Origin of the sequence: uncultured Nostoc sp. (genome assembly GCF_964245445.1) — a bacterium.
Lineage (GTDB): Bacteria > Cyanobacteriota > Cyanobacteriia > Cyanobacteriales > Nostocaceae > Nostoc.
This window is the reverse complement of sequence record NZ_CAXTNE010000067.1, coordinates 17,590-30,633: the sequence shown is the minus strand read 5'-3', so window position 1 is coordinate 30,633 and position 13,044 is coordinate 17,590. Positions and strand designations below refer to the sequence as shown.

General features: G+C 37.2%; 10 protein-coding genes. 6 read left to right on the top strand and 4 right to left on the bottom strand.

Features of this window, described 5'->3' with window-relative positions:
• The first annotated feature begins 86 nt into the window (after positions 1–86).
• Positions 87–920, top strand: coding sequence for an SGNH/GDSL hydrolase family protein (locus tag ACFE90_RS13840; RefSeq protein ID WP_375501373.1), 834 nt, complete (start codon positions 87–89; stop codon positions 918–920).
• A gap of 118 nt (positions 921–1,038) precedes the next feature.
• Positions 1,039–2,247: a 4-hydroxy-3-methylbut-2-enyl diphosphate reductase gene (locus ACFE90_RS13835; RefSeq protein WP_375501371.1), complete on the top strand. Its 1,209-nt coding sequence runs from the start codon at positions 1,039–1,041 to the stop codon at positions 2,245–2,247.
• A 127-nt stretch (positions 2,248–2,374) separates the two neighbouring features.
• Here ACFE90_RS13835 and ACFE90_RS13830 read toward each other — a convergent pair whose 3' ends face one another.
• Complete coding sequence (locus ACFE90_RS13830; RefSeq protein WP_375501369.1) at positions 2,375–3,532, bottom strand: trypsin-like peptidase domain-containing protein; 1,158 nt, start codon at positions 3,530–3,532, stop codon at positions 2,375–2,377.
• Between the two features lie 733 nt (positions 3,533–4,265).
• Between ACFE90_RS13830 and ACFE90_RS13825 the strand changes: the two genes are divergently transcribed.
• Together ACFE90_RS13825 and ACFE90_RS13820 are read left to right on the top strand one after the other, a co-directional pair.
• Entirely contained in the window at positions 4,266–4,682 is a 417-nt protein-coding gene (locus ACFE90_RS13825) for a XisH family protein (RefSeq protein WP_375501367.1), read from the top strand.
• Positions 4,670–5,005 carry a XisI protein gene (locus ACFE90_RS13820; protein ID WP_375501365.1) on the top strand — a complete coding sequence of 112 codons (336 nt, stop codon included), beginning with the start codon at positions 4,670–4,672 and terminating at the stop codon, positions 5,003–5,005. Before ACFE90_RS13825 ends, ACFE90_RS13820 begins: the two co-directional genes overlap by 13 nt.
• Before the next feature lie 61 nt (positions 5,006–5,066).
• Here the strand turns inward: ACFE90_RS13820 and ACFE90_RS13815 are convergent, their stop codons facing one another.
• From ACFE90_RS13815 to ACFE90_RS13805, 3 genes are all read right to left on the bottom strand, one after another.
• A complete protein-coding gene (locus tag ACFE90_RS13815; RefSeq protein ID WP_375501363.1) occupies positions 5,067–5,678 on the bottom strand; it encodes a tetratricopeptide repeat protein in 612 nt (203 codons plus the stop codon).
• Positions 5,679–5,734: 56 nt separating this feature from the next.
• Entirely contained in the window at positions 5,735–7,981 is a 2,247-nt protein-coding gene (locus ACFE90_RS13810) for a tetratricopeptide repeat-containing serine protease family protein (protein WP_375501361.1), read from the bottom strand.
• Positions 7,982–8,318: 337 nt separating this feature from the next.
• Entirely contained in the window at positions 8,319–8,864 is a 546-nt protein-coding gene (locus ACFE90_RS13805) for a COP23 domain-containing protein (protein WP_375501359.1), read from the bottom strand.
• 618 nt (positions 8,865–9,482) lie between these two features.
• Between ACFE90_RS13805 and ACFE90_RS13800 the strand changes: the two genes are divergently transcribed.
• Together ACFE90_RS13800 and ACFE90_RS13795 are read left to right on the top strand one after the other, a co-directional pair.
• The gene (locus ACFE90_RS13800) at positions 9,483–10,799 is read left to right on the top strand and encodes an AAA-like domain-containing protein (protein ID WP_375501357.1); all 1,317 of its coding nucleotides are present in this window, start codon (positions 9,483–9,485) and stop codon (positions 10,797–10,799) included.
• A 53-nt stretch (positions 10,800–10,852) separates the two neighbouring features.
• On the top strand, positions 10,853–13,044 hold a 2,192-nt coding region (locus ACFE90_RS13795; protein ID WP_375501355.1), incomplete at its 3' end, for an AAA-like domain-containing protein.

Sequence of the window (13,044 nt, the reverse complement as noted above, 5' to 3'; positions counted from 1 at the left end):
ATTCCCCACTCCCCACTTTAAGATTGTGTAATTTGCAAGCGCTAGCGTTAAAATTTGATTCAAATAATTGGTAAATTTCGCTAGTCGTGTCTACATCTGCAAAAACCTTCCCTATCTGGGCATTTTTCTCGCTGTTAACCAACGGCATCCTAATGTTGGCGGTCATCCTGCTGATTTGGCAACAGCAGAGATTGTCCGCTTTTTTTGGGATAATAACATCCCCAGAGCCAATCAGCCTAAACAACTCACCCGAAATTGCTACACCTGATTTAGGTCGTCGTCACCAACTCTCTTACCAGCAATGGGTAGATATCCTCATGCAAGAAGCCAAGGTAGCCGCAGACCAACGTCCCCCGCATTTAAGCATCTTGGTGGGAGATTCTTTGAGTTTGTGGTTTCCGCCTGAGTTATTACCCGAAGGTAAAAATTGGCTCAATCAAGGAATTTCTGGCGAAACCAGTAATGGACTTTTGAAAAGATTGGAGATATTTGACCGCACCCAGCCAGAGGTTATTTTTGTGATGATTGGCATTAATGACCTAATTCGAGGGGTGAGCGATGGGGTAATTTTAGATAATCAGCGTCAAATTATCAATTACCTACGAAAGACGCATCCCACAACGCAAATTGTTGTCCAATCGATTTTGCCACATGGGGCAGAGTCAGCAACCTGGAAAGGACGAGAGAAACTTCTGGCTGTTGCCAATAGTCGCATTCGTGAGTTAAATCAGCAACTGCAAAGTATTTGTAACAAAAAAGGTGTCAAATATCTCGATTTACATCCCCTGTTTACGAACAAACAAGGTAATCTCCGCCGCGAATTTACTACTGATGGCTTACATTTAAGTCCTGAAGGCTATATAGTTTGGCGTTCTGCATTGCAGATTTATGGCGAGATCGAATTAAAACCCCAGCGCTAACGTCCTTTGGTGAAAAAGGGTAAAGGACAAAAAGAAGTAATATCTTTGAATACAACTCCGTATAAATCGCGCCTGGGCGCGAGAAAATAAGAAATAGTGGTTTAAATAGACAAATCTAATGGATACAAAAGCTTTTAAGCGCAGCCTGCAACATTCCGAAAATTACAATCGCAAAGGGTTTGGTCATCAAGCAGAAGTTGCCACCCAGTTGCAGTCTGAGTATCAGAGTAACTTGATTCAAGAAATTCGCGATCGCAATTACACTTTACAACGGGGTGATGTGACAATCCGATTAGCACAAGCCTTTGGTTTTTGCTGGGGTGTAGAACGCGCTGTGGCCATGGCCTACGAAACCCGCCAGCACTTCCCTACAGAACACATCTGGATTACTAACGAGATTATCCACAACCCTTCTGTAAATCAGCGAATGCAGGAGATGGAGGTAGAGTTCATCCCCATTGAAGGAAAAAATAAAGACTTTTCTGTTGTTGGAACTGGTGATGTAGTCATATTACCCGCTTTTGGCGCTAGCGTTCAAGAAATGCAGATACTTCACGATAAAGGCTGCAAAATTGTTGATACAACTTGCCCTTGGGTATCTAAAGTTTGGAATACAGTAGAAAAGCACAAAAAAATTGATTATACATCAATAATTCACGGTAAATATAAGCATGAGGAAACAGTTGCTACTAGTTCTTTTGCTGGCAAGTATTTAATTGTTTTGAATTTGCAAGAAGCAGAATATGTTGCTAGCTATATTATCAATGGTGGGAACCGTGAAGAATTTCTGACAAAATTTGCTAAAGCTTGTTCAGCAGGATTTGACCCCGATCAAGATTTAGCAAGAGTTGGTATTGCTAACCAAACTACGATGCTGAAAGGCGAAACTGAGCAAATCGGCAAGCTTTTTGAGCGGACTATGTTACAGAAGTATGGCCCCACCGAGTTAAATCAGCATTTCCAAAGCTTTAATACTATTTGTGATGCCACTCAAGAACGCCAAGATGCCATGTTGGAGTTAGTGGAACATAATTTAGATTTAATGGTAGTAATTGGTGGGTTTAATTCATCGAATACTACTCAATTGCAACAAATTGCTTTTGAACGAGGAATTCCTTCTTATCATATTGATACTGTTGAACGGATTAAATCAGGAGATTCTATAGAACATCGGCAATTAAATGGGCAGTTAATAACTACAAAAAACTGGTTGCCAGATGGAGAAATTGTTGTGGGAATTACTTCTGGTGCTTCTACGCCAGATAAAGTGGTAGAAGATGTGATTAATAAAATTTTTGCAGTCAAGGCAATAGCAGCAGTAGTTTAAATTTTAGGGGGTGTATAGCAACCTAATTAAACATAAAATATTCAGGAGATAGCTCCCCGACTTCTTTGAGAAGTCGGGAAGTTGAGTATGTTTATTTATACCCAATAGTTCACTAACTAAAAATAAATTACTGCTGAGATATCGCTGCGCGTAAACTGTAACTACCAGATTCTCCTGCTTCAAAAGTGTTAGCCAACAGATAGTAGATACCATTTTCTGGTAAGGTAACAGTCAATCGAGCATTAAAATCCTTTGGGGAAATGTCGTCATTCTGTGCTATTAGTCGTTCTTTAGCAGGAAGCAGTAAGTACAAGTGAGGGTCTATTTGCTGACTATTCATCTCAATAGTTATCTGTTGACCTGCTTTGCCTTCAAACACATAAGTGTGAAAATAGCTATTATTTGGTAAAGTGCGATCGCCATTTTTTAAACTTGCTTGTAAAACTTGACCATTCAAAGGTAAATCCGTATCTTGACTATTACTAGGTTGTTGACGCTCACTTGCTAACTGAGCATTACCTTTTTCTACAGCTACTAAAAAAGGCTGAATTAATTCTGTAGGAATTGCGAAACTAATACCAATAAATCTTTTAATTTCGGTATCATTGAAAATGGCACTATTGACACCAACTACTTGCCCATTAGAGTTGAGCAGTGGCCCTCCAGAATTGCCGGGATTTATAGCTGCATCATGTTGAATCAAGCCCAATTTTGTATCAATGCGACTGATAATACCATAGGTCAAAGTATTTTGTAATTCGACAATTAAGGGAGTACCAATAGCATAGACTGATTGACCCACTCGTGCTGAACCAGGAGTAGCTAAACGCAGATAAGGCAGATTTTTTTGATTGCGAATTTTGAGTGCGGCTAAATCTAAACCGTCAGGTGCAAAACCTACCACATCAGCTACAACTTGTGTACCATCAGCCAGTACTACTGCAACAGCTTTAGAACTATCTTCGACAACGTGAGCATTAGTTAAAACTAGACCATCTGGACTGACAATAAAACCACTTCCATGTCCGAAACCAGTGGTGATCGCAACTACAGATTTACTAGCTTTTTCATATAGTTTAATCCGGTTTTGTTCTTCAGAATTTTCTGCTATAAGAATAGTTGATTTGATTTTTTTAGTATTGTCACCTAGTAAATTAGACTCAAATACTTGAGGGTTTTTAGCCATTACAGGTAGTTGGCAACCAAATAAACTACTAATACAAATTCCCCCAATAACAGTTGTCAAAACTGCTGAAGTCCCGATTGTTAAAAATTTTCTGTTCATTTTTGAACCATCCTTAATAAATAAAATAACCTTATTAACAAAAAATCGCGGGAGCTACGCTCAAGATACGCTTTCAAAAATTGTTCCTTTCCTACTCTTATTTGCGCCTTTGCGCCAGACATAAAATATTTAACTTCTTCTACTAACAAGCATCTTATTCTGATTCGCCAAACTAACTCACAATTTGAGAATAAATTCTTCAAGGTGAGATATTAAACTATTTGAGTGAAGTTTTTTTCACCACTATCAGCTTCGTTAACAGACTTCAGTCGTCGGGTATCTGACTTTTCACGGTATCTGGAAAACCTCTCTCTAAATCTCTCCCCTTCTAGGAGAGACACTTTGAATTTTCCCACTTCCCGCATCGGAAAGGGGGTTAGGTTTTTGGTGGGCTTTTCCACATGATATCAAGTTCGGCAAATCACTTACGATATGTCATTGCGAATGCAACGAAGTGGAATGAAGCAATCGTAAAGGTTTGGGATTGCCAGGCTTTGCTCGCAATGACATAAGTATTAAGTCGGACATGATATGACGTAAAAAGTCAGGTCGGGTACTCCTTCTCTTTGTGTCTATGCATCAGCCCTAGTATCCAGAGTTCAGGAATACCAAGAATATCGATGATGTCACCCATTGACTTTACCAGTGCTATATTTAGAAGCAATAGCAATTCGTAATACCCTGCGGGAAGCCGCACTTCCCGCATCTACGTAATTAACAAAGTTATATTTGAATGGCTGCAAGAGATGTTTTTCATGATGCTGTTAGAAAAGGGCTGGAGAAAGAAGGTTGGGTGATTACAGATGATCCTCTAGAAATTGAAGTCGGTGGGGTTGAAATGTACATTGATTTGGGTGCAGAGCCGATATTAGCAACTGAGAGAGCCGGAGAAAAAATAGCGGTTGAGATTAAGAGTTTTCTTGGTGCATCAAATATTTACGAATTTCATACAGCATTGGGTCAATGTTTCAACTATAAAATTGCTCTAGAGATTCAAGAAGCAGAACGAGTTTTATACTTAGCTGTTCTTTTAGGAACTTATAGCAGCTTCTTTGCATTGCAATTTATTCAAATTGTTATTCAACGCTCTCAACTAAAGCTAATCGTTTACGATCCTGTGAATGAGGTGATTGTAGAATGGAAAAATTAGACCAATATCGAGGTTCTATTCAACAATTATTGGCAGAATATGCTAGTCGAGGTTCGTCAAAAAGTGAAATAGAAAAACAAGTCATTTTTGATACTATTCACGATCACTATCAATTAGTATACGTAGGCTGGAAGAATCGACGACGGCAATATGGCTGTGTTTTGCATCTCGATATCAAAGATGGCAAGATTTGGATACAATATGATGGGACTGAGATTGGTATTGCTAATGAGTTAGTAAAGTTAGGAGTTCCAAAGGAAGATATTGTTTTGGCATTTCATGAACCGTTAGTAAGGCAATACACGGAATTTGGTGTAGGTTGAAAAGTTAGAATCACTGCCTTTTACTGTTATTAATTTGTTGAGATATGGCTAGAAACATAAACTACTGCTTTGTTCGCAATGCTTGGATAGTAGGATGAGAAAGGAGTTTTTGTGCCTCAGCAACCAAGTGCGTCCCCCAAAGATTTTGTTTGAGAACGTCAACATTAGCAAAGCTTTTATCTAAACGTAAGGCGGACTGTGCCATGTTTAGAGCCTTTTCTTGTTCACCTTTAGCATATAAAGCAACTGCGATCGCCATTTGTGGTTCTGCTACACTACCATCAATTTGAACTGCTTTTTCCCACTGCTGTATTGCTCCTTCTATATCTCCTTTTTCGTATTTGATATAGCCAATGTTGATGATAGGTGCTACTAATTTTGCATCTTTAGTGATCGCCTGATTGTAATCTGCTAGTGCGGCGCGATCGCTTCCTTGCTTTTGGTAGATAACGCCCCGCGAAAAGTAGGCGTTGGCATTATCAGGCTGAAGCTTAATAGCTTGACTATAATCTGCTAATGCTGCTTGATAGTCTTTTAACTGAACGTAAACATCGCCCCGCACAACATAAGCTTGTGCATTATCAGGCTGAAGTTTAATCGCTTGACTATAATCTGCAAGTGCTGCTTGATTATAGTCAGGGAAAGGGCAAAGTTTCTTTGCGAATACTGTCATTCTTTAGAAGAAGCAAGTGCGGGTATTTGAAAAGTATTGGCTTGGGTTGGCTCTCGTTACAAGGCTTTGTCTTGTGTAGAATATCTGCTTGCAACGTCGGGGTCGAGTTGAATTGCTTGATTGTAATCAGCACGTGCCCCCTGAAAGTCATTCAAATAAATACGGACACTAGCCCGCATGAAGTAGGCATCAGCATTATCAGGTTCGCTTTTAATTATTTGATTTAAATCAGTCAGTGCTCCCTGATAATCTTTTAACTGGATGCGTACACACGACCGTATAATGTAATTAAAAGAAAGTAGCAATGGCTGAATCTCAATCGCCTTATCAATTACTGCTAGCGACTCAGGATATTGTTGTGAATATAAAAGTACAGAAGCACGAAGTGTATCAAGGCTCAAGTCGTTGTCATTATATTCAACTGCCTTGTCAATTGCTGCTAGGGCCAAGGGATATTTTTCTAATTCACTTAATACGATGCTTTTGAATTTCCAAGCTTCGTAGTAGTCTGGTTTGATAGTAGTTGCTTTATCTAGAGCAGCAAAAGATTGCTCATATTTCTCCTGATCCCCTAGTACTAAACCAAGTGCGTAATAAATTTGATAAGAATCTGGTTTTAGCTTAATAAGTTCTTGCAAAGCATCTGTTGCTTCCGAGTATTTTTGTATTCGCCACATTTTATTTGCATATATTAAAAAATCATAATAACTAGCATTTTGTGATGGCTTTTTTATAGCAAACAATGGATGTTTCCACAGTAAATCAACATCTGAATTATTAAAATTTCGTAGTTTAAGTTTAGTTTTAACCACTTTTAATAATTCTTTATTTAGTCCCCATTGCGTGGCTAAACGTAAAATGTTACTGCTAGTTACTCCATACCCAAAACCTATTTCGACATGGCTTATGTTTGGATTCTCAATTCCTGCATTAATCCCAATCACTTGCCCCATAACATTTAGTACTGGTGCCCCACTCATTCCGGGTAGTGATAAATTGCTATAAGCCAACTTATAACTTCCCTTTATGAACTCCTGAGATACAGAATTGCTTTCTGCACGGAAAAATAAATCTTCTGCTACTAAAAGAAATCCAGGAGCTAATTTCCGCTTTCCCCTATCTACTTCAGGAAAACCAGATACAAATACCCACGTTGTTTTTTTACCAAGAACTTTGGTGTCAATAAAATCAGTGTAGATATTATATTTAGCTATAGTTGCGACTGAGTATGTTTGATTGCTAGTAAACTTAATAAGTGCTGCATCTGCTCCTTCTGATTTAATGTTTTCTGGCTGCACTGTATATCGTTTGCCATCTGGGGCAATAATTTCATAATTATCGGGATTTTTTACCACATGAGCCGCAGTGGCTACATAGTAGGTTTGTCCTTGTTTAGCAATAATGACTCCTGAACCATTACCATTATTTTTCGAGTCAATCCTCACAGTAATTTGTTCAGCAATATTATTAACTTTATCGACAAATGTATTACCTACTGGCAGTTTTTGAGCTTGTTGCTGATTGCGCCATTCTGGAGGAATACTTGCTAAGTTTGGTGCAACTTTTGCTAAAGTTTGAATGGGTACTGCAAAACTCAGTTGTCTTAATTGCTGAAGTTGTTCGGCGCTGGGTTTAGTTCCATTTTGATAGGTATAAGTCTCCGTTAAAATAGCATTATTCAGTAATCCATTTATCCCAATTAATTGACCTGACTGATTTAATAATGTCCCTCCACTCATTCCTTGTCTAATCTCGTTGGTATAACCAATTTGATAACCTCCAATTAATGGCTGTTCAGATAACAGAGATATTTTGCCATTGCTGATGACTATTTCTTTGCTATCATCAGGAAAACCAGCAGCAAATACTTCTTGATTTTCTGCTAAATTGGAGTTGCTAGCTAAAGGGATGATTTGATATTTTTCTTGAGATTGAAACTGTAAGACAGCTAAATCATTACCTTTTAAAGAATTACCTTGATTGATAACTGTAGCTGTATAGATTTTGCCGTCCTGTGTTTGAATACCGTAGATTCCTTTATTACTGATAACATGGGCATTGGTGAGGATAGTATAAGTTTGCCCTTGTTTACTAATTAATACTCCACTTCCGCCTTTGTTATTACTCAATACTTTGACGGTGACAGCTTGGGCTAGTTGACGGATTTGGGTTTGAGATAGGGTATTATTTGCAAGTGCGCCATTAGGTTGATTAGGTATTGGCTGAGATATCGCAATGTAAGCAGTAGGGAGTACTAAAGAAGTACTTAAGATGGTAATGATAAACGAATTAAGTTTGTTCATTTTTCCAGTTTTATAAAAGTGCGTAGCGTGTAGGTTGGGTTGAGGAACGAAACCCAACCTAAAAGCAGGGTTAGTTGGGTTTCACTTCGTTCAACCCAACCTACAAATATTTATTATTTTTCACGTTATGTGGAAAAGCTACGAAAAACCTAACCCCCTTCCCGACAGTCTAAAGGGGAAAATTCAAAATCTCTCCTTTTACGAGAGAGAAATAGAAGTGAGGTTTCCCAGATAGCGTAAAAAGTCAGACAAATATTCTTAACCGAGCAGTATTGTAATGCAAGCTTTTAACTAGAGGTTTATAACCCCTGGCGATTGATAGTTCAGACACTTGATATTATTCCTTCTCAACAGGTGCTGTTTGCAGAAACTTCTTGATGTCAATTTTATAGTAAACTGGTTGTTGTTTAGAACTATGTTCAATCGGTTTAGTAGCACGCCCTCTCAGAATCTCTTTGAGGTCATCAAGAATCTGTAGAGGATCATCTTGAGGTCTTAAAGTTAGCAGTGTGGTATCACAAGCAGCATCTTCTTTTTTGGCTGTGCAAATTACTGCTTGATTATTGACTATACCGTTGGCGATATAAGCCAGACTTTTATTATTGTAAGCAGTCTGGAATCGAGACGATACTTGTTTACACCTCTCTTCTGGGGTAATAGTCTGACTATTAAACCACGCATATTTCCAACGTATAATTGGTCTTTTACCATCTGATGTCCAAGCGTAAGTAGTGGGGAAGCGTTTATCAGTTTGTTGGTCATAACCCGAAGCACAGATAAAACGAACATCATCATCAGCTTTGGCTTGACTAACTATAGAAGTGATGCAAATAGCACTCAAAGAACAGCCAGTTAAAAGGTAAATGATTGGTTTGAGTTGCATAATTTTTGTCCTTCAATTCTAAAAAATAGGGTTTTTGGAATAATTGGCAATCAGATATTGTCTCTAAACCAGCACAATTGGTATAGAGAAAGTCTAAATTGATTGTTGAGATTCATCTTAAAATCAGATTTACGTGCAACTCCATATTTGAGCAAAAATTCATCTATTTCAGTCCCACAGACGTTGAGGTGAAGTTTTCTTCACCATTTTTAGTGAGTAGCAAAAACTTGATAAACTAAAAGTTACAACGTAATTCAACAAGTAAATATTAATTTTTTTGATGATGATTAACAATGTATATGTGTATTAAGCGAATAAACGACACCCCGAATTCAATAAACGGCTGCCCGAATTCAATAAACGACTGCCCGAATTCGATGAACATACCTTTGACATTTGGGCTTCTGCCTTGACTTGACACCAATGGCGTCTCGCCCGCCCGTAATTATGGGTAGGGCTTTTCAGCCCACCCCACAAAATTGAATAATTTATTATTTGGAAATCCTTAATTTATTTTTACAAATAATTTCAAACTACTATGTGATATGCTGCCTTATGGCTTTAGCCTAATACTTAGAATTTACTGGAGATTAAAAAAAGAGGATTATAAATAGAAAAATGTTGAGAAGCCAAGAAAAGTTTGAAAAAATATATCAAGATGAATTAACTCCCAAACAAAAGAAAGTATTGCCCTTATTTTTAGCTGGACAAACAGATGAACAAATTGCTAAAGAACTTGGTGCTACGCATCGTTCCACAGCTAGCCATCAACTCAGAAATATATCTACTAAATTTGGCTTTCCACCTGAAACTGAACCAGATTACCGTTGTAATTTAATTGAGATGTTCGCTAAATATAAACCAGAGTTAGTTAGTATTAAAGCTTTAGAAAAATGTGGGCATATTATCCAAAATATCCGCTTCCCAGAAGGGCCGGAACCAATAAATTCTGCTTTTTATCAAGAACGTTCTCCTGTTGAATCTCGTTGTTATGCTGCTATTAAAGAAGCTGGCGCACTAATTCGGATTAAAGCACCTAAGCAGATGGGGAAAACTTCGCTGCTGAAGAGAATTATAGCTGAAGCGAAGAAAAATAGTTATAGTACGGTTTATTTGAATTTTAGTTTAATAGAAACGAAGAAATTTACTAATGCAAATGATTTTCTCCGCAGTTTTTATGCTTATGTAATTAACCAATTACCTTCAGCACCTCCGCTAACAGTATGGGATACAGACATTCCTATGGTAAACTGCACTCGGATGTTTCAAAGTCTGCTCAAACAATTGGATAGTGTTTTAGTTCTAGCTTTAGATGAAGTAGATAAATTATTTGAATACCCAGAAATTTATCAAAACTTTTTTCCGATGTTACGGAATTGGAATGAAAATGCTAATGATTCACAGACATGGGAAAAGTTGCGACTATTAGTAGCACATTCTACAGAAGATTATGGACGCTTAGATATTAATCAATCTCCTTTTAATGTAGGATTACCAATTAAATTGGAAGAGTTTACTGAAGAACAGGTGAAGAGTTTAGCTATCCGACATGGATTAGATAGTAACAATATTCGGTCGATTATGTCTTTAGTCGGGGGACATCCTTATTTGGTGCGGTTAGCACTTTATTATTTGGTATGTCAGGATGTCACTATTGAAAAATTGCTGCAAGAGGCTAGTACAGATGTAGGGATTTTTACTGAACATTTACGCCGACATTTGGAGACTTTTCAAGAAAATCCAGAGTTGGGGAGGGTATTTAAAGAGATTGTGAGTAATAGTCAAGGTATTAAGGTAGAGCGAAAAAATAGACAAATTTATCAATTGGATAGTATGGGGGTGATTAAATTTAGTAAGAATTGTGTGGTGGCACGGTGTAGATTGTATCATGAATATTTTGGCGTAGGCGTAGCCCGCCACAGGCATCGCTTGTAACTATTTTGCATTGGAAAAATAAATAATCTCGCGCAGAGGCGCAGAGAATAAAAATGGAATTTAATAATTATTATAAAGTTGGTGGTAGTTTAAATGCTAATCATCGCACCTATGTAGTTAGAAAAGCAGATACACAAATCTTTGAACTACTGAAAGCTGGGGAATATTGTTTTGTATTTAACTCGCGTCAGATGGGTAAATCTAGTTTGCGAGTTCAGACAATCAAAAAACTTAGAGCAGTAGGAATAAAATGCGCTTCTATTGATTTAACTATCCTTGGTAGTCATACCAGCCCCGAAAAATGGTATAAAGGATTTGCTAATCAGTTATTATCTAGTTTTGAAATAGATGATATAGATTTTAATAGCTGGTGGTTACAGCATGACTCTTGGACGGAGGTACAGAGATTAAATTTACTTTTAGAGTCATTGTTGCTAAATAAATTTACTTCTAATATTATCATTTTTATCGATGAAATTGATAGTTTAATCAAAAGCAAGTTTAAAGATGATTTTTTTGCTTTAATTCGCGCTTGTTATAATCTTCGGGCTGAATCTCAAAAATATCAGCGTCTAACTTTTTGTTTGCTTGGAGTAGCGACACCAGGAGATTTGATTCAAGAAAGAGAACGTACACCGTTTAATATTGGTAGTTCTATAGAATTAACTGGGTTTAGCTTTACAGAAGCAAAGAAGGCCTTACTTCCAGGGTTGGCGGATAACGTAGAGCATCCTGAAACGGTGTTACAAGATGTGTTAAATTGGACTGGTGGACAACCATTTTTGACTCAAAAATTATGCAGTTTAATTGTACAAGAAACAGAAAATAGTTATCTAAGTGTTAACGAATTAGTTCATAATTATATCATCGATAATTGGGAAACTCAAGATGAACCAGAGCATTTAAGAACAATCCGCGATCGCCTTTTACGAAATGAACATAAAGCTGGCAGATTACTCGGATTATATCAGCAAGTTTTACACTCAAGTAAGAGAGTTTTGATAGATGGCAGTCAAGAACAAATAGAACTAAGGTTATCAGGTTTAGTAGTCAAACAAGATGGTTATTTAAAAGTATATAATCCTCTTTACGAAGCAATTTTTAATGCAACTTGGCTCAGGCAAGAGTTAGATAAACTTCGTCCTTATAGTGAAGCAATTAATAACTGGTTGAATTCTCAAAAAGATTCATCCTGGCTACTACGAAGTAAAGCCTTAGATGAAGCTTTAGGATGGACGGTTGGCAAAAGTTTAAGTAATTTAGATTACGAGTTTCTACAAGAAAGTCAAAAAGTTGCCACAGAATTACAAATTGAAGTCAACCAACAATTGGCCCAAGCTAGTCAACAATTAACTAAAGCTAATCAAATTGCTAAACAAAAATTAGCTCAGGCAAATAAAAAAGCAAAATACATAGTTTGGGTTGGGGGAAGTATCGCAACTCTCCTGATTTTAATTAGTGTGATTGTGGTACAAAATCAACTACATGAACTACACATCGCTAAGGAAGCTACAAGACTTATACAAGTTAGCGATAACGCCACACAACAATTTGAATCTAAACAACTTCAAGCTTTACTTTTAGCAATGAAGGCTGGACAAGATTTAAAATTTCTTGCGAACAATCAGTCTTCTTTGGGAGAATATCAAATGAGCGCTCCTTTATCTGCTTTAATGAATATTCTGATTAAAATTCATGAATATAATCAATTTGATAGTGGTCAAACAAGACTTAATAATATAACTTTCAGTCCTGATGGTCAAATTATTGCTTCTAGTGGCGATGATGGAACTATTAAACTATGGCATAATAATGGAATAGCGATCGCTACTCTTTCTGGTCGTAAAAATGAATTAAAAAGTATTAGTTTTAGTCCCAATGGCAAAACCATTGCTTCAGCTAGCCAAGACGGAACTATTAAACTCTGGAAGCGAGATGGTACTCTTATTAAAACTTTATCTGGGCATCAACGTTCGGTAATCAGCGCTACTTTAATTTCCGATAATACTCTTATCTCTATCAGCAAAGATGGTACAGTAAAATTATGGCAAGATGGTATTTCAGTTAAAACTATCTCACTTAAAACTATTGCGCTCACCAGCGCTAGTATTAGTCCAAAAGGTAAAATTATTGCCGTTGGTAATGAAGAAGGAAATATTCAACTATACAAAATTGATGGTACTTTCATCAAAAATATTCATGGTCATGAAGGTTGGGTAACAAGTATTAGTTTCAGTCCTGATGG